Genomic DNA, 18,547 nt, shown 5'->3' with positions numbered 1-18,547 from the left:
CAGCCTGATCAAGGAGCCAGACAGCGCATGTCACGAGTGAAAGCGATCATCGGCCTCGGTAACCCGGGGAACGAATACGAAGACACCCGTCACAATGCCGGCGTCTGGCTCCTTGACGCTCTTGCGCGCCACGGTCACACCACGTTGCGTCCGGAACGCAAGTTCCATGGCCAATACGCGAAGGTCCACTTCGCCGGTCAGGATCTGCATTTGCTGTTCCCATCGACGTTCATGAATCGCAGCGGTCAGGCCGTGGCCGCATTGTGCAACTTCTACAAGCTCGCCCCGGATGAACTGCTCGTCGCCCACGATGAGCTCGACATCGACCCCGGCACCGCTCGTTACAAGCAGGGTGGCGGCCATGGTGGTCACAACGGATTGCGCGACATCATCAGCGCACTGGGCAACGACAAGTCGTTCCATCGTGCCCGCATCGGCATCGGCCACCCCGGCAATGCCAAGCTGGTGACCAACTTCGTGCTTGGACGCCCCGGCAAGGCGGAACGCCAGGCCATCGACGACGCCATCGACGAAGTGGTGATGACCCTCCCCGACGCCATCAGTGGCGAATGGGCACGGGCCATGAATCGCCTGCATTCTTTCAAGAGCTGAACCTCTGCATCATCCAGTATCACCCCTCTCCGAATTTCGGTGATTCGCTCAGCGCATCACCTCGCTTGCGTATGCGTGTCTCGCCACGCGATCAGCAGCAAAAGGCATCATTTGTCGCGCGACATGCGCCCAATGGATGACCTCGGCTGCATGAGGCCTTACACTTCCCGCCTGTCTTCATTCCGTGCCTGCCCACTCGTTTCCCCGCATGCCCAGTGTCTGTGCACTCAGAGCCTGCTGGTCGAGACGACTGCCAGTGCCACGCCCCATTCGATACGTCACACCAGGATCTAGCGCCATGGGTTTCAATTGCGGCATCGTCGGCCTGCCGAACGTCGGCAAGTCCACTCTCTTCAATGCACTGACCAAGTCTGGCATTGACGCCGAGAACTTCCCCTTCTGCACCATCGAGCCGAACACCGGTATCGTGCCGATGCCTGACCCTCGCCTGAACGCGCTGGCCGAGATCGTCAAGCCGGAGAAGGTGATTCCGACCACCATGGAATTCGTCGACATCGCGGGTCTGGTCGCGGGTGCCTCCAAGGGCGAAGGTCTGGGCAACAAATTCCTGGCCAACATCCGTGAGACCGACGCCATCGCGCACGTGGTGCGTTGCTTCGAGGATGACAACGTCATCCACGTCGCCAACCACGTCGACCCGGCCGCCGACATCGAGACCATCAACATCGAGCTGGCCCTGGCCGATCTCGACAGCGTCGAGCGCAGCATCCAGCGTCTGACCCGTGTCGCCAAGGGCGGCGACAAGGAAGCCATCGCCACCAAGGCCGTGCTGGAACGCATCCAGCCGCACCTGGCCGAAGGCCAGCCGCTGCGCAGCTTCGGCCTCAGCGATGACGACCTGAAGATCGTGCGCGGCTTCGGCTTCCTGACCCTCAAGCCGACCATGTACATCGCCAACGTCAGCGAGGAAGGCTTCGAGAACAATCCCTACCTCGATATCGTGCGCGGCATTGCCGCCAACGAAGGCGCCAGCGTCGTGCCGGTGTGCAACAAGATCGAAGCCGAGATCGCCGAGCTGGACGAGGAAGAGCGCGAGATGTTCCTCGACGAACTGGGCATGGAAGAGCCGGGCCTGGACCGCGTCATCCGCGCCGGTTACGAGCTGCTGGGTCTGCAGACCTACTTCACCGCTGGCGTGAAGGAAGTGCGTGCCTGGACCGTCAAGATCGGCGCTACTGCACCGGAAGGCGCTGGTGTGATCCACACCGACTTCCAGAAAGGCTTCATCCGAGCCGAAGTCATCTCCTATGACGACTTCATCGCCTACAAGGGTGAGCAAGGCGCCAAGGATGCCGGCAAGTGGCGCCTGGAAGGCAAGGACTACATCCTCAAGGATGGCGACGTGGTGCACTACCGCTTCAATGTCTGATGGCTCATCGGCGCCCGGCGACGCCCGGGCCCAGCTGACGCCCTGACAGCCTGTCCTGACAGAACGGCCCTGATCTCTCACGAGGTCAGGGCCGTTCTGCGTTGTGGTGCGGAAAACTGTTCAATCAGGGGCGCCGATCAAGGCGTGAAGATATCAACCAGCGGAGGGCTCAACCAGCGAAGGGCTCAGACCGTAGAGGGCTCTGCCAGCGGCACCTGCAGCCACTGCGCGGCCTGTCTGGCGAGCTGATCTGCCAGCGACTGGGCCAACCGCGAACGCCCCGCCTCGCGTCGCCACACGGCACTCAGCACCAGCTCACCCGCCTGGGGCAGCTGACGTGCGCTCAAGCTGCGCTCCGTGGTGGCGGCATGCGCCGTGAGTGCATCGACCACCGCCAGCCCCTCCCCCGCCTGAACCAGCGACGCCGCCAGGGGATAGGTCTGCACCCGCGTCACGATACGCGGCGAAGATGGCAAAGTACTTGAAGCTTCCTGCGCCACGCTCGCCAGCAAACCATCGAGTCGCCGCGCCAGCGGATCGTGCGCCCCCAGCGCGATCAGGCGCTGACCGGCCAGCTCCGCCACCGTCATCGGCGTCTGCTGACAGTCCTGTGCCCAATACCCTTCAGGCGCGAGCACCAGTAGCGGCATGCGCACCAGCGGACGCGTCATCAGTGCAGGATGCGTCGGCGCACTCAGCGTAAAGGCGATATCGACCTCATGCAGCAACAGGGCATCGACGATCTCGCGGGTATGCTGGGTCGCCAGCTCACAGCTGACTCGCGGCTGACGCCGGCGCCACTGCCCCAGCGCCTGCGGCAGCAATTGCTGGGCGATGGCAGGCGTCGCCACCACCTTGAGCGTGCGTGCCTCGCCCTCACGCAAGCCATCGACCAGCCGCCTCACATCGTCCAGCTGACCGAGCATTCCCTGGCTGGCCGCTTCCAGCTTGCGCGCCTCCTCGGTGGGATGAAGCTGCCCTGCACTACGCGTGAACAGCGTGATGCCCCATTGGCGCTCGACCTGCTGCAGCGCCTTGCTCGCCGCCGGCTGGGAGATATGCAGCAACCTCGCCGCGCCGGTCACGCTGCCCGCCTGCAGGACGGCGTGAAAGATCTCCAGGTCCCTGAGCCGCATGCGCAATCTTCCTGTCCGGTTGTCTAGAGGGCCAACTTGAGGGCGCACTTGAGCGCCTGTGCATCAGGTTACCCCATAACCTCGGGTTATGACGCGGCACATCCTTTTCATTCGTCACTCACGCAAGCGACCGGCAAGCTCAAGCACAACGAAACACGACCTTCACGACCCGGGAGCCCAGCATGCAACGCCATGTGACTGTCATCGGAGGCGGCGTGATCGGCCTCGCCAGTGCCCATGCTCTGGCGCGCGCCGGCCACTGTGTGACCCTGATCGATGCCCATGCCGAGGTGGCCAGCGAGACCAGTCGCGCCAATGGCGGCCAGCTGAGCTATCGCTATGTGGCACCACTGGCCGATAGCGGCGTGCCCCGCCAGGCCATCAAGTGGCTGCTGGCAGGCAACGAGGCACCGCTGAAACTGCGCCCGAATCTGGAACCCGCACAATGGCGCTGGATGGCCCGATTTGTGGCCGCCTGCAATCACCGCACGCATCAGGCCAGTGCAGCGCAGATGCTCTCGCTGGCTCTGCACAGCCAGCAGGTGATGACGGAGTGGCGCACTCATGATGCGCTCGGCGACTTCGCCTGGCAGCAGCGCGGCAAGCTGGTGATCCATCGTGATCCCGAAGCGCTCGACAAGGCGGCAGCCGCGCGCGTCGCCCCGCAGGACCAACAGGTACTCGATGCACGCCAATGCATCGCGCTGGAGCCCTCACTTTCCCACCAGCAAGCCCATCTGTCGGGCGGCATCTTCAGCGCCTCGGACGAGACGGCGGATTGCCATGCCTTCTGCCAGGCGCTGGAACGCAAGCTGCGGGCCTCCGGGCGCTACACGCGCATCGCCAATACGCGCGTCGCCCCGCTGACCGCACGCGACGGCCGCATCGAGCAACTCGAGCTCAGACACCTTGATGGCCGCCGAGAACGCCATACCGTCGAAGAGGTCGTCATCGCGGCCGGCAATCATGCCGCCGAGCTGGTACACCCCCTGGGTATCCGCCTGGCCCTGCAGCCGCTCAAGGGCTATAGCCTCACCCTGCCACTGGCAGCTGACACCCCCGAGACGGCCGCGCCACGCATCAGCGTCACCGATTCGGCACGCAAGGTGGTCTACGCCGATCTGGAGTCATCGGCATCACGCCAGCTGCGCGTCGCGGCGATGGTGGATATCGGCCAGCGGGAACGCGACAGCTTTCACCCCGAACTGAATGAGCAGCGCATTGCCGCCCTGCGCAAGCTGGCCAGCGATACCTTCCCCGAAGCCGGCGATTTCGCGCAGGCCACTCCTTGGGCCGGACTGCGCCCCAGTACGCCCAAGGGGCCGCCGATCCTCGGCCGTCCCCGGCAAGCGAACAGCCCTGACAATCTGTGGCTGAACGTCGGCCATGGCAGTCTGGGCTTCACGCTGTCCTGCGCCAGTGGCGACCTCATCGCACGCGCCATCTCGCGAGAGGCTCTCCCCGGCACTTTCTCCGACAGCCTATCTGATGCCCTCGCTGCGCGGCCTGGACGCTAGCCCGATGAATTCCCTGCCACTTTTTCGCGCTAATGCATTGACAACATCACGAGCAATCCGTAATATTCGCCTCCGTTGGACGGCTACATAGCTCAGCTGGTTAGAGCACATCACTCATAATGATGGGGTCCCCTGTTCAAATCAGGGTGTAGCCACCAACCAGGATTCGAAAGGCCTGACTGCTTGCAGTCAGGCCTTTTTCGTTGTGCGCGATCTGCGCCAAAACTTGATCGGACCTTGATCGCACTCCGCTCGCGCATCCAGCACCCTGCGCCGCTGTCCTCGAGCCAGATCACAGACATCAAAAAGGGCGACCCGCAGGCCGCCCTTTTTCCGAGCTTGTCTTCTTACACTCCGCGCCTGCTCTCTCAGCACACTCCGGCTCGACTCAGTCCACCTGCTCGCGATTGCAGAAGGCTACCAGCACCTTGATCAACATGGCGACATCGGCACTGCCGGATGTCTCACGAATCGAGTGCATGCCCCACTGCGGCAGCCCCACATCCAGGGTCGGCACCCCCACCTCACTGGCGGTGATCGGCCCGATGGTGCTGCCACAGCCCATGTCGGCACGACTGACGAAGGTCTGCACCGGCACATCCTGCTCACGACACATCTCGCGGAACAGCCCGGCCGTGGTGCTGTTGGTGGCGTAACGCTGATTGGCATTGACCTTGATGACCGGCCCGGCATTCAACTTCGGCCCATGCCCCGCATCATGCTTGTCCGCAAAATTGGGGTGCACGGCGTGAGCATTATCGCAAGAAATCATCAAGGAGCGCTGCACGAGGCACTGATAGCCTTCTTCGCTGTCCAAGCCGACATAGTGATTGATGCGCTTGAGCACATCGGCCAGGAAAGGCCCCTGGGCACCACAGGCGCTGGCACTGCCGACCTCTTCATGATCGGTGGTGACGAACAGCGCCCCCTGACTGCCATCGGCCTCCAGCAGCGCCTCGAGACCGACGTAGCAGGACAGCAGATTGTCGAGGCGGGCACTGGTGATCAACTCACCCTTCAGCCCCGACTGCGCCGCCGGCTGCAGGTCATGCAGCCCCAGCTCGAAGTCAACGACATCCGCGACCCGCACGCCGTGCTGCTCCTCGATCAGATCGATCAACATCATATTGAAGGCCTCCGCGGGCGTCCCGGCCTCGTCCCCCAGCTGCATGACCACGGCTGACATCTGGGTCTGGGCATTGATGGCACGCCCGCTGTTGACGTCACGATCCAAATGGATCGCCAGGCTCGGCACGCAGGCGAACGGACGCATGACCGTCAGCAGCAGCGTCTCGCGACGACCGTCCGCATGCCGCACCTGAACACGGCCTGCAAGCCCCAGATCGCGATCGAACCAGGTGCTCAGCAACACGCCGCCATAGGTCTCGACGCCCAACGTCAACCAGCCCTGACTGGCCTGTGCCGGATTGGGCTTCAGGCGCAGACAGGGCGAATCGGTGTGCGCACCGATCATCCGAAGTGAGCTCAGCGACGTATCATCCTTCGGGAGCTGAAAGGCGATCAACGAGGAATCATTGCGCGTGACATAGGCACGCTCACCGGGCACCAGCTGCCAGGAAGACATCTCGCTGAGGCGACGATAGCCCGCCTGTTCAAGACGCTGCGCCATGGAAGCCGTCGCGTGCCACGGTGTGGGAGAAGAAGACAGGAAGTCGAGCAGTGCAGGAACGCGGGAATCCGCAATCGCATGAGTCATGATGGCGTCTGGTCCTCGAAGATATAGGCAAGGCACTGTATAAGAAGAAACATGATGGGGAAAACCTGTGACGACCCTTCGATGACATGACTGCCATCCAGTCACCGCTCAGCGGGGCGCCCAAAAGCGCGGCATGCCAGCCAAAGCCCTGCGCTGACAGAGTTTTCACAACCCCAACGCATCAACGCCAGACAACTGTGTATGGTGCGTGAGACTGCTACAATGCCCGCTCGACCTCCTGCGGGGAGGTCGTTCAGGGAGCAGAGTGTACATGAATCGGGAGTGCTTCATTGATGAGCCTGTTCGCAAACGTCCGGCGCACGGCATTCGTTGCCCTGTGTCTTGCCATGGCCGGCCCTGCCAGTGCCGCGGTCACCCCTACTGACGCCGATGCACAGGCTGCTCGCGAAGTTGCCGAGTCTTTGCGCTATGGGCATTACGAAGATGTGACCCTGGATGACCACTGGGCCAACCGCGCCTTCACGCAATACCTCAAGACTCTCGACCCTCAGAAAGCCTATCTGCTGGATGCGGACATCAGCGAGTTCAGCGACCTGCGTCATGATTTCGACGACGCCATGGTCGATGGTGACCTCGAGCGCCTCTATGGACTCTACGATCGCTATCAGCAACGCCTCACCGCACGCCTCACCTGGCTGGTGAAGACACTGGATGCCAAACCGAGCTTCGATTTCGACAACGATGATCGCCTGGCGCTGGACCGCAAGGACAGCCCGTGGGCCGATAGCGAGCAGGAGCTCGACGAGCTGTGGCGCAAGCGCCTCAAGAATGCCTGGCTGTCGATGTCGCTGTCCGACAAGAGCGATGACGAGATCGCCAAGACGCTCAACGAGCGTTATTCCAACCAGCTCAAGCGCATCAAGCAGACCAACGATGAAGATATCCTGACGCTGGTGATGCATGCCGTGACCGGAAGCATCGACCCGCACAGTGAATACTTCTCGCCGCGCCAGGGCGAATCCTTCGATATCCAGATGAAGCTGTCGCTGGATGGCATCGGCGCCCTGCTGCAATCCGAAGGTGAATACGTCAAGGTCTCGAGCCTCGTGCCTGGCGGCCCTGCCGAGAAGGATGGCGAGCTCAAGCCGGCCGACCGCATCGTGGCCGTCGGCCAGGGTCAGGGCGACAGCGAGTGGACCAACGTGGTCGGCATGCGCCTGGATGATGTCGTGGACCTGATCCGTGGCCCCAAGGGCTCCGTGGTGCGCCTGGAAGTGATTCCGGCACAGTCGCTGGATGTCACCAAGACGCGTGAACTGGACATCACCCGCGATACCGTCAAGCTCGAGGACCAGGCCGCCAACGCCAAGGTCGTCGACGTCAAGCGCGATGATGGCACCCACCGCATCGGCGTCATCCATGTGCCCGCCTTCTATGTCGACTTCGATGCTTGGCAGGCCGGCGAAGACGACTACCGCAGCACCACCCGCGACGTGGCGCGCCTGATCGACGAACTCAAGGCCAAGCAGGTGGAAGGTATCATTCTCGACCTGCGCAACAACGGCGGCGGCGCACTGCAGGAAGCCAATTCGATGATCGGACTGTTCATCGATCGCGGCCCCACCGTGCAGGTGCGTGACGCTCGCGGCCGCATCAGCCTCTATGGCGATACCGATGCCGGCACCCACTATGACGGCCCGCTGACCGTACTGGTCAACCGCCTCTCCGCCTCGGCATCCGAGATCTTCGCTGGCGCGATCCAGGATTACGGTCGTGGCTTGGTGCTCGGCAGCCAGACCTTCGGCAAGGGCACGGTGCAGACCATCTCCTCGCTGAGCGAAGGCGAGATCAAGCTGACCCGCGCCAAGTTCTATCGCATCTCCGGCGACTCGACCCAGAACAAGGGCGTCAAGCCGGACATCGCCTTCCCCAGCGTCATCGACCCGCAGGAGATCGGCGAATCCAGCCTCGACTACGCGCTGCCCTGGGACCAGGTACGCCCGGTGAAGTATCGCCGCTACGGTGATCCGGCACGCTATCTGGCCGCTTTGCGCGCCCGCCACCAGAGCCGAGTCGAGCAAGAGCCCAACTTCAGTTACCTGAAGAGCGAAGTCGCGCTGTCAAAGGCATTGCGCGCGCAGCAGACCAGCATCAGCCTCAATCGTGAGCAGCGCAAACGCGAGATGGATGCCCAGGAAGCCGAGCAGCTGGCACTGGAAAACAAGCGCCGTCGCGCCCTCAACCTCGAGCCACTGACAAGCTTTGCCGAACTCGATGCCGCCAGCGACCACATCTCTTCCCCCGAGAGCGACCCGCAGCAGGAAGCCGATATCGAAGAAGGCAGCAGCGACAAGCAAGCCAAGGACCCGATCGATCAGGCCCAGCTTCAGGAAAGTGCCGAGATCCTGCTCGACTACGCCCACCTCACCGGTGATCGCTAGACTTTCGTGACTCGCACCATGAACCGCGTTTGACGAAGCTGGTCGACCGCCAAGGCCCCTGCTCTCATGCAAAACCGAGCGCAGGGGCTTTTTTCATGCCACAAAGACAGTCTGTGGCACGCAGCATGATGGTCACTCGAGGCAGCAACGCGCGCACAACAACGCACAGGCAGCAACACATACGAAGCAACGACAGGACAGAAAACGCAGCAGCAGAAACACAATGGCCAGCATCACAACGTCAGGCAGAGGCGCGCAGAGAACGACAGCAGACGGCTGGCGACGCGAGAGCACGCTCGAGGCAGAAAGCACGAGACACCTGACAGGTGGAGGAGCAGGAACGGATTGATGAGCAGGGCTGACAAGCCAGGATTACGAACAGAGCTCAAGCGCAAAGCAACAAGCAAAGCTCAGGCAGCGATGATGCCACCAGCAGAGAACACGAGGGGAAGCAGGGAAGTGATATTGGCTCCTCGAACAGGACTCGAACCTGTGACCCAATGATTAACAGTCATTTGCTCTACCAACTGAGCTATCGAGGAACAACAAAATATCGATCGATATCAGGGCGATATCGAAGCTGACGACGAGGAACTCATCTATCAGCGTCATTTCCGGCATTGGCAGGAAGCCTTGGATTGGCTCCTCGAACAGGACTCGAACCTGTGACCCAATGATTAACAGTCATTTGCTCTACCAACTGAGCTATCGAGGAACGACCGGAAATTCATCTGTCAGTGACATCATCATGGATGCTATCAGGCTGACATTTCAAGCATGCTGCATGTGCTATTGGCTCCTCGAACAGGACTCGAACCTGTGACCCAATGATTAACAGTCATTTGCTCTACCAACTGAGCTATCGAGGAACAACCTTGAACACGCGACGAATTATACGGAAATACTCAGTGGCGTCAACCACCTTCGGCCATTCAGACCACCGCAGAACTCGCTGGATTCCTCCTGCCGGATCCACCTCCGAAAGCGCACGAAGCGACATCCAGATGTGACAAGGCCCGCACGGATGCAGGCCTTGGAATCACTGGTGGCTACACCCTGATTTGAACAGGGGACCCCATCATTATGAGTGATGTGCTCTAACCAGCTGAGCTATGTAGCCACACGACGAGGCGTATATTGCAGGTCAGGCTGCTGAATTGCAAGCACTTTTTATCAAAAGCTCAACAGACGAGCCCGACGGGCCGATCAGATCCCCAGCGATGTCTTCACCGCGGCAAGGCCAGGCTGGCCCTCCACGGTCTCGACTCCCTCGAGCCAGGCCTCCAGCACCTGCGGGTTCTGCTTGAGCCAACTGGCCGCCGCGTCATCCGGGTCTTCGCCGCCATCCATGATGTCACCCATCAACTGATTTTCCATCTCCAGAGTGAACTCGAGATTGGCAAGCAGGGCCCCGACGTTGGTGCATGCTTCGCTGTAGCCCGCGCGGGTGTTGGTATACACCGTCGCACCGCCCAGATTCGGCCCGAAGTAATCATCGGCCCCTTCCAGATAGCCCATCTCGAAGCGGGTATTCATCGGGTGCGGTTCCCAGCCGAGGAACACGACCCACTCCTCGGCGGCAATCTTCGACTTCACTTCCGCCAGCATGCCAGCTTCCGAGGAGTCGATCATCTCGAACTCGCCCATGCCGAAGGCGTCGTCATCGATCATGTCGGCAATGATCATGTTGCCGTCGTTACCCGCCTCTATCCCGTAGATGCGACCGTCGAACTTCTCGAGATTGTCGGCAAGGTCCGCCACCGAGGTCACGCCGGCATCCAGCACATACTGCGGCACCGCCAGGGTGTATTTCGCGCCCTGGAGATTGGCGCGCGGGCGATCGACCTGCCCCTTGTCGATGTAGGGGTCACTGATGGAGGCCATCGAGGGCATCCAGTTACCCAGGAAGACGTCGAAGTCATCATTTTTCATGCCGGCATAGGCGATCGGCACCGAGATGGTGTCAGAGGTCGTCTCATAGCCCAGCCCTTCCAGCACGGCACGCGTCAGGGCGGTGGTAGCCGTGATGTCCGTCCAGCCGACTTCGGCGAAACGTACCGTGCGACATTCTTCCGTCACGGCGGCCTGGGCCTGATTCGCCATGACCGGCACGGCGATGACGCCCAATGCCAACAGCACCTTACCAGGTGATCGTTTCATGCTAACCCCTTGTTTTATTGTTCGTTGTCAGTCAACTCTCGACCATCGGCGCAACGTTCAACCTACATTGAGATCGACATGCTGCCCCTCCATGTTCTACCGCACTGTAGCGCTTTTACCAACCGGCCTCGCCAACCCACTATCTTTCACGCCCGCCTGCCGCTGACCGCCACCTGACCTCGATTCCTCGCCCGCCTCCCCTTTGATGCCCTCCCGGACTGCCTGTTGACAGCCCCCTGGCTGCCCCGCCCTACCTCAACTTGACGCATCGAGAACCAGCCTCTACACTTTTTGTTAATTGAACGTTCAATAAAAACTTTGCACACGACAGCATGGTGCAGCGCTCGCGGCAAACCGGTGATGATCCAGTACCATGGCCACACCCAGTGTCACACCGACCCGATATACGAAAAGGACTCCGTTGATGCCCAAAGTGGGAATGGAACCTATCCGCCGCCGCCAGTTGATCCAGGCCACCATGCAAGCCATCGATGAGGCAGGACTCGCCGATGCGACCGTGGCCCGTATCGCCCGTCACGCAGGTGTGTCCACCGGCATCATCAGCCACTATTTCGGCGGCAAGGATGGCTTGATGGAAGCCACCATGCGCCAGATTCTCACTGACCTGCGCAGCGCCGTCAGTGAGCGTCGCGCCGCACTGGCAGATGATGACGTCCGCAGCCATTTGCGTGCGGTGATCGACGGCAACTTTGATCGCAGCCAGGTCAGTCAGAGCGTGTCCAAGACCTGGCTGGCCTTCTGGGCCTCCAGCATGCACCGCATTCCGCTGGAACGCCTGCAGCGGGTCAACGACAGGCGGCTGATCTCCAATCTGTGTGCCCTGTTCCGCCGCTGCATGCCGCTGAACGAGGCACGTGATGCCGCGGCCGGACTGGCCGCCTTGATCGACGGCCTGTGGTTGCGCGGTACGCTGGACCCGACCGGCCTCGATGTCGAGCGCGCACGCCGCCTCGCCTACGAATATGCTGACTACCAGCTGACACGTCACATGACAGCATCCCTGAACGCGACAGACTCCCCCACTTCCCCTGAACCCAGAAAGGAGCGCACGCATGGCTAACGGCAACGCAAGCTTCCCGACCCAGACCCTCTACATCGGTGGCCGTCGGGTCGAGGCTACCTCCGGCGAGACCTTCGAGACCGTCAACCCGGCCACCGGCGAAGTCATCGCCGAGATCCAGCAGGCCAGCGGTGCCGACGTCGATACCGCCGTCGAAAGCGCCCTGCAGGGGCAGAAGGTGTGGGCCGCGATGACCGGCATGGAGCGTTCACGCATCCTGCGTCGCGCCGTCGATCTGCTGCGCGAGCGCAACGACGAACTGGCACTGCTCGAGACGCTGGACACCGGCAAGCCGCTGTCCGAGACCGAAGCGGTCGACATCGTCACCGGTGCCGATGCACTCGAGTACTACGCGGGCCTCGCGCCGGCCATCGAAGGCAGCCAGGCGCCGCTGCGTCAGGAAGCCTTCGTCTATACCCGCAAGGAGCCGCTGGGCGTCATCGGCGCCATCGGTGCCTGGAACTACCCGATCCAGATCGCCTGCTGGAAGTCTGCCCCGGCTCTCGCCGCCGGCAACGCCATGGTCTTCAAGCCCAGCGAAGTCACGCCGCTGAGCGCACTGAAGCTGGCCGAGATCTTCACCGAAGCCGGCCTGCCCGACGGCGTGTTCAACGTCGTGCAGGGCGATGCCCGCGTCGGCGTTATGCTCACCGAGCACCCGGATATCGCCAAGATCTCCTTCACCGGGGAAGCCGGCACCGGCAAGAAGGTCATGTCCGCGTCCGCCTCTTCCAGCCTCAAGGAAGTCACCATGGAGCTGGGCGGCAAGTCCCCGCTGCTGGTGTTCGCCGATTCCGATCTCGACCGTGCCGCCGACGGCGCCATGATGGCCAACTTCTACAGCTCCGGTCAGGTGTGCACCAACGGCACCCGCGTGTTCGTCGAAGCCAGCGTCAAGGAGGCATTCGAGGCGAAGATCGTCGAGCGAGTCGCGCGCATCAAGGCCGGCGACCCGCAGGACCGCGCCACCACCTTCGGCCCACTGGTCAGCTTCGAGCACCTGGACAAGGTCGTCTCCTATCTGGAAATCGCCAAGCAGGACGGCGCACGTCTGCTGGTCGGCGGTGAGCGCATGAGCGAAGGCGACTTCGCCAAGGGCGCCTGGGTCGCACCGACCGTCTACACCGACTGCAGCGATGACATGCGCATCGTGCAGGAAGAGATCTTCGGTCCGGTGATGTCCATCCTGTCCTTCGACAGCGAAGAGGAAGTCATCCGTCGCGCCAACGACACCACCTATGGCCTGGCGGCTGGCCTGTTCACCGAGAGCCTGAACCGTGCGCATCGCGTGATTCATCAGCTCGAAGCCGGCATCTGCTGGGTCAACACCTGGGGCGAGTCGCCGTCCGAAATGCCGGTCGGCGGCTACAAGCAGTCCGGTATCGGTCGCGAGAACGGTGTCGAGACGCTGTCTCATTACACCCAGACCAAGTCCGTGCTGATCGAGATGGGCCCGTTCGAGTCCGCCTTCTGAGCCAGCACTGGCCATAAGGCCTGATGACAGCAGCACCCTCTGGCGCCAGAGGCTGAAGTACCGGAACTCAAGACCGGGCCAAGCGCCAGATGCCCCACCTGCCGGCATGTCGAACACTCGCCATGCCGGCTGCACGCCGCGTCGCTCGCCAGCGCCGCGCGCAGTGCCCGAATCCCGATGAGTCGTTGAGCCCCCGATGGCAGCTTGCTGTCATGCGGTGCCCCGACGACTCTTCACAGACACATCACCGTATCCATCCGCCCGGCAGTGGCCACCCCTCGTCGTCGACGGGGCGTCCTGCGCCCGCATGTGGCATCTGATACGAAAGGAGATTTCATGAGCCAATTCGAGCGTGAATACGACTACGTCATCATCGGTGCCGGCAGTGCCGGCAACGTGCTGGCCACCCGCCTGAGCGAAGATTCCGACGTCAGCGTGCTGTTGCTGGAAGCCGGTGGCCGCGACCACCGCTTCGACTTCCGTACCCAGATGCCCGCCGCCCTGGCCTACCCGCTGCAGGGTCAGCGCTACAACTGGGATTTCAAGACCGATCCCGAGCCGCACATGAACAACCGTCGCATGGAATGTGGCCGCGGCAAGGGTCTGGGTGGCTCCTCGTTGATCAATGGCATGTGCTACATCCGCGGCAATGCGCTGGATTACGACAACTGGGCCAAGGACCCCATTCTGGCCGACTGGAACTATCGTGAGTGTCTGCCCTACTTCCGCAAGTGCGAGACACGCGATATCGGCCCGAATGACTACCATGGCGGCGACGGCCCGGTGTCTGTCACCACGCCCAAGCAGGGCAACAACGAGCTCTATCATGCCTTCATCGCGGCAGGCATCGAGGCGGGCTACCCGGCCACCGAAGACGTCAACGGCTACCAGCAGGAGGGCTTCGGCCCGATGGACCGCTTCGTGACTAGGGAAGGCCGTCGTGCCTCCACCGCGCGCGGCTATCTGGATACCGCCAAGAAGCGCCCCAACGTGACCATCGAGACGCGCGCCACCACCGACGTCATCCTGTTTGAAGGCAAGACGGCGGTCGGTGTGAAGTACGAGCGCAAGGGCAAGGACCACCGCGTGCGTGCGCGCAAGGAAGTGCTGCTGTGCGCCGGCGCCATCGCCTCGCCGCAGATCCTGCAGCGCTCAGGCGTCGGCAACCGTGAACATCTCGAGCCGCTGGGCGTGAAGATGGTGCACCACCTGCCGGGCGTGGGCGAGAACCTGCAGGATCACCTCGAGCTCTACATCCAGTACGAGTGCACCAAGCCGATCTCGCTCTACCCGTCCCTCAAGTGGTACAACCAGCCGCCCATCGGCCTGGAGTGGATGCTCAAGGGGACTGGTGTGGGTGCCAGCAACCAGTTCGAGGCCGCCGGCTTCATTCGCAGCGATGACAACGAAGCCTGGCCGAACCTGCAGTATCACTTCCTGCCGATCGCGATCAGCTACAACGGCAAGAGCGCGGTGCAGGGCCACGGCTTCCAGGCACACGTCGGTTCCATGCGCTCCCAGAGCAAGGGTCGTGTCCGACTGACCTCTCTCGACCCCAAGGCCGCGCCCTCGATCTTCTTCAACTACATGGCCGAGGAGCGGGACTGGGAAGAGTTCCGCGCCGCCATTCGCCTGACTCGCGAGATCATCGCTCAGCCGGCACTGGATGATTACCGTGGCCGCGAACTGGCGCCGGGTGCTGATGTCCAGACAGACGAGCAGCTCGACGAGTACGTGCGCAACCATGCCGAGACTGCCTACCACCCGTGTGGCAGCTGCCGCATGGGCAGTGACGAGACCTCCGTGGTCGATGGTGCCGGTCGCGTACATGGCCTAGACAACCTGCGCGTCGTCGATGCCTCGCTGTTCCCGGTCATCCCCACCGGCAACCTGAACGCGCCGACGATCATGCTGGCCGAGAAGATGGCCGACAAGATTCGTGGCCGCGCGCCGCTGCCGCCGTCCGACGCCGATTACTTCGTGGTCGAGCCGGGCACACCGGCCAAACAGCCCGCCAAGCGCCAGATCGATTCCGCGCCGATCAATGGCTGAGCATTGATCAATGACTGAGCACCGATCAATGACTGAGCACCGATCAATGACTGAGCACCGATCAATGACTGAGCACCGATCAATGACTGAGTTCAGGTCGATGACCAAGCACTGATCAACGCCAGAATCCGTGCGAGTCAACGCCTGCGACAGGTAGTCTGGCCTCACGCACGCAAGCGCTATCGATCGTCCAAGGCCCCGCATTGCGGGGCCTTTTTCATGCCTGTCAGAAGCAGCCACTCATCCCGGTCTTGCGCTCTCCGACTGCCTGCCCCGGGCGGCTGTCCTTTTCGAGAACGAATCCGCACACCTTAGACCTTGGACGTACTGCAGGGTCGAGCAACATGGGATAGGCTGAAGACAATTCAAACAACCGTTCTAAACGCATGGCTGCTACGCTGTAGTAACACCATGCAAAGACACCATCCCTCGCCACCCGGAGATCCTGCCATGACGCAGCTCATCCTCATCCTTGTCGCCATTGCCGGTCTGTTGGCCGTCATGGCACGCGAAGCCGGGGCCCTCGCGGCCATCGGCGTTCTCGCCATCATCGGCATCGTCGGCCTGGCGGTCGACGCGCCGGTGCTGGGTTGCCTGCTGCTGATCGGCGCGGCACTGGTCGCGGTATGTGGCCTGCCGGCCCTGCGCAGCAAGTGGCTCAGCCCGCGTCTGTTCGCGATGTTCAAGAAGGTCTCCCCCAAGGTCTCGGACACCGAGAAGGTGGCGTTGGAAGCCGGCACCGTGTTCTGGGACGCCGAGCTCTTTTCCGGCAAGCCGCAGTGGAACACCCTGACCGCACAGCGCAACGACGGCATCTCCAGCGAAGAGCAGGCCTTCATCGACGATCAATGCTCTGTCGCCTGCGGCATGACCAACAGCTGGGAGATCGCGCGTGAGCGTGCCGATCTGCCCGAAGCGCTGTGGGAGTTTCTCAAGCGCGAGAAGTTCTTCGGCATGATCATTCCCAAGGAATATGGCGGCCTGGGCTTCTCGGCCAAGGCCCAGTCACTGGTACTGCAGAAACTCTCGGTCAACGAGACACTGATGGTCACCGTCGGCGTGCCCAACTCCCTCGGCCCGGGCGAGCTGCTGCTCAAGTACGGCAGCGAAGAACAGAAGAACTATTACCTGCCGCGTCTGGCCGATGGCCGCGAGATCCCGTGTTTCGGTCTGACCGGCCCGCGTGCCGGCAGTGATGCGACTTCCATCCCGGACACCGGCATCGTGTGTCGCGGCATGCATGATGGCGAGGAAGTCGTCGGTATTCGCCTGAACTTCGAGAAGCGCTGGATCACCCTGGCGCCGGTCGCCACCGTGGTCGGCCTGGCCTTCCGCATGTTCGACCCCGAGCACCTGCTGGGTGACGTGGAAGACATCGGCATCACCTGTGCCCTGATTCCGCGTGACACCGACGGCATGGACATCGGTCGTCGTCACCACCCGATCGGCGCGCCGTTCATGAATGGCCCGATCTTCGGCAAGGATGTCTTCATTCCGCTCAGCTACCTGATCGGTGGCGAGCAGATGGCCGGCCAGGGCTGGAAGATGCTGGTCGAGTGTCTGTCGGTGGGTCGCTGCATCACCCTGCCGTCCGGCTCTGCGGGCATCTCGCGCTACGCGCTGGGCTGGAGTGCCGGCTTTGCGCGCATCCGCCGTCAGTTCAATCTGCCGGTGGCCGAGATGGAAGGCGTTCAGGAGCCCCTGGCGCGCATGGCCGCGATGAACTACATCAGCCAGGCGTCCGTGCTGCACACCGCCAACATGATCGACAACGGCCACAAGCCGGCGGTGCCTTCCGCCATCCTCAAGAGTCAGCTGACCGAGATGGCTCGCTCGCTGCTGGCCGATGGCATGGATATCCACGGCGGACGCGGCGTGACGCTTGGCCCGCGCAACTACATCGGCGTGGCCTACGCTGGCACTCCGGTCTCGATCACGGTGGAAGGCGCCAACATCATGACCCGCAACCTGATGATCTTCGGTCAGGGCGCGATCCGCTGCCATCCTTACGTGCTGGAAGAGCTGGCCGCCAAGGACGCCGATGACCTGAACGCCTTCGACAAGGCCTTCTTCCGCCATGCAGGCCTGATCTTCGGCAACGCGGCACGCGCCTTCACCCAGAGCTTCGGCATCGGCGGCAAGGCCACCGGCTTCGACGCCATCGCCACGCCCTACACCAGCCACATCAACCGCTTCAGCGCCGCCTTCTCGCTGTCCGCCGATGCAGCCATGGCAAGCCTCGGCTCCAGCCTCAAGGCGCGCGAGATGCTGTCGGCACGCCTGGGCGACGTGCTCTCCAACCTCTACCTGGCGTCACTGACGCTCAAGCAGTGGCACGAATCCGAGGCCTGCGAACACGAAGAGGCGCTGTTCCACTACAGCATGCAGTGGCTGCTGCACCGCGCGGAAAAGGCACTGGATGAGCTGTTCGCCAACCTGCCCAACCGTGCGCTGGGCACTGCCCTGCGCGTGATCGCCCTGCCGCGTGGCCGTCAGTTCGCCATGCCCAGGGACAGCCTGACCCGCGAGGTCGCCCGTGCCGTTTCCACCGACACTGCACTGCGTGCCAAGCTGACCGACAACACTTGGGACGCCCAGGACGAAGGCCAGCAGGACAACGCCCTCGCCCGCTACAACGCGCTGCTCAAGGACTATCCGCGCGCCGAGCCGATCTACAAGGCGCTGGCCAAGGCCTACCACAAAGGCGAGATTCCGGCCGATGCCCTGTCACCGGAAGCACGTATCGAAGCGGCGGTCGAGGCAGGCATCCTGTCAGCAGAGGATGGCGACTTCATGCGCGTCTTCGAAGCCGAGGTGCTCGACATGCTGACCGTCGACCACTTCGAATTCGACGCCTTCGTGCGCAAGCCGATGGCGAGTGACGGCACCGCCTCCAACCCGCAGCAGGACGCCGCCTGATCACTACTGGCGACGCCCACGTGATCGACGCTCGAACTGATCACTGATCGCAGAACCACAAAGGCCCCGCTCAATGAGCGGGGCCTT

11 protein-coding genes and 5 tRNA genes are annotated in these 18,547 nt (G+C 62.4%); 9 read left to right on the top strand and 7 right to left on the bottom strand.

Features of this window, described 5'->3' with window-relative positions:
• Positions 1 to 27: 27 nt before the first annotated feature.
• A complete protein-coding gene (locus FLM52_03330) occupies positions 28 to 612 on the top strand; it encodes an aminoacyl-tRNA hydrolase (GenBank protein NVN54828.1) in 585 nt (194 codons plus the stop codon).
• 298 nt (positions 613 to 910) lie between these two features.
• Positions 911 to 2,002 carry a redox-regulated ATPase YchF gene (gene ychF, locus FLM52_03325; GenBank protein ID NVN54827.1) on the top strand — a complete coding sequence of 364 codons (1,092 nt, stop codon included), beginning with the start codon at positions 911 to 913 and terminating at the stop codon, positions 2,000 to 2,002.
• 185 nt (positions 2,003 to 2,187) lie between these two features.
• On the opposite strand, the gene FLM52_03320 is transcribed toward ychF, so the two are convergent.
• The gene (locus FLM52_03320) at positions 2,188 to 3,138 is read right to left on the bottom strand and encodes a LysR family transcriptional regulator (GenBank protein ID NVN54826.1); all 951 of its coding nucleotides are present in this window, start codon (positions 3,136 to 3,138) and stop codon (positions 2,188 to 2,190) included.
• Between the two features lie 182 nt (positions 3,139 to 3,320).
• Here FLM52_03320 and FLM52_03315 point away from each other — a divergent pair, with 182 nt between their 5' ends.
• Together FLM52_03315 and FLM52_03310 are read left to right on the top strand one after the other, a co-directional pair.
• Positions 3,321 to 4,655, top strand: coding sequence for an FAD-dependent oxidoreductase (locus FLM52_03315; GenBank protein ID NVN54825.1), 1,335 nt, complete (start codon positions 3,321 to 3,323; stop codon positions 4,653 to 4,655).
• Positions 4,656 to 4,736: 81 nt separating this feature from the next.
• Positions 4,737 to 4,813: transfer RNA gene (locus FLM52_03310), tRNA-Met, on the top strand.
• Between the two features lie 230 nt (positions 4,814 to 5,043).
• Here the strand turns inward: FLM52_03310 and FLM52_03305 are convergent.
• On the bottom strand, positions 5,044 to 6,372 hold the full coding sequence (locus FLM52_03305) for a M18 family aminopeptidase (GenBank protein ID NVN54824.1): 1,329 nt from the start codon (positions 6,370 to 6,372) through the stop codon (positions 5,044 to 5,046).
• Between the two features lie 293 nt (positions 6,373 to 6,665).
• On the opposite strand from FLM52_03305, the gene FLM52_03300 reads away from it, so the two are divergent.
• Positions 6,666 to 8,774 (top strand): tail-specific protease, encoded by a 2,109-nt coding sequence (locus FLM52_03300; GenBank protein ID NVN54823.1) that lies wholly within the window; start codon positions 6,666 to 6,668, stop codon positions 8,772 to 8,774.
• Positions 8,775 to 9,240: 466 nt separating this feature from the next.
• On the opposite strand, the gene FLM52_03295 is transcribed toward FLM52_03300, so the two are convergent.
• The 5 genes from FLM52_03295 to FLM52_03275 all read right to left on the bottom strand — a co-directional run bounded on the left by FLM52_03295 (position 9,241) and on the right by FLM52_03275 (position 10,877).
• A tRNA-Asn gene (locus tag FLM52_03295) sits at positions 9,241 to 9,316 on the bottom strand.
• A 97-nt stretch (positions 9,317 to 9,413) separates the two neighbouring features.
• Positions 9,414 to 9,489: transfer RNA gene (locus FLM52_03290), tRNA-Asn, on the bottom strand.
• 78 nt (positions 9,490 to 9,567) lie between these two features.
• A tRNA-Asn gene (locus tag FLM52_03285) sits at positions 9,568 to 9,643 on the bottom strand.
• Positions 9,644 to 9,817: 174 nt separating this feature from the next.
• A tRNA-Met gene (locus FLM52_03280) sits at positions 9,818 to 9,894 on the bottom strand.
• Positions 9,895 to 9,980: 86 nt separating this feature from the next.
• Positions 9,981 to 10,877: a choline ABC transporter substrate-binding protein gene (locus tag FLM52_03275; GenBank protein NVN54822.1), complete on the bottom strand. Its 897-nt coding sequence runs from the start codon at positions 10,875 to 10,877 to the stop codon at positions 9,981 to 9,983.
• Positions 10,878 to 11,373: 496 nt separating this feature from the next.
• Here FLM52_03275 and betI point away from each other — a divergent pair, with 496 nt between their 5' ends.
• From betI to FLM52_03255, 4 genes are all read left to right on the top strand, one after another.
• Positions 11,374 to 12,015 (top strand): transcriptional regulator BetI, encoded by a 642-nt coding sequence (betI, locus tag FLM52_03270; GenBank protein NVN54821.1) that lies wholly within the window; start codon positions 11,374 to 11,376, stop codon positions 12,013 to 12,015.
• On the top strand, positions 12,008 to 13,489 hold the full coding sequence (gene betB / locus FLM52_03265; protein ID NVN54820.1) for a betaine-aldehyde dehydrogenase: 1,482 nt from the start codon (positions 12,008 to 12,010) through the stop codon (positions 13,487 to 13,489). The genes betI and betB overlap by 8 nt, the downstream gene beginning before the upstream one ends.
• A gap of 336 nt (positions 13,490 to 13,825) precedes the next feature.
• A complete protein-coding gene (gene betA / locus FLM52_03260; protein ID NVN54819.1) occupies positions 13,826 to 15,541 on the top strand; it encodes a choline dehydrogenase in 1,716 nt (571 codons plus the stop codon).
• A gap of 450 nt (positions 15,542 to 15,991) precedes the next feature.
• Complete coding sequence (locus tag FLM52_03255; protein ID NVN54818.1) at positions 15,992 to 18,460, top strand: acyl-CoA dehydrogenase; 2,469 nt, start codon at positions 15,992 to 15,994, stop codon at positions 18,458 to 18,460.
• Positions 18,461 to 18,547 lie beyond the last annotated feature (87 nt).

Source organism: bacterium Scap17 (assembly GCA_013376735.1).
Lineage (GTDB): Bacteria > Pseudomonadota > Gammaproteobacteria > Pseudomonadales > Halomonadaceae > Cobetia.
Note: the sequence above shows the minus strand (reverse complement) of the source record. Positions and strands in the feature narration are given on the sequence as shown.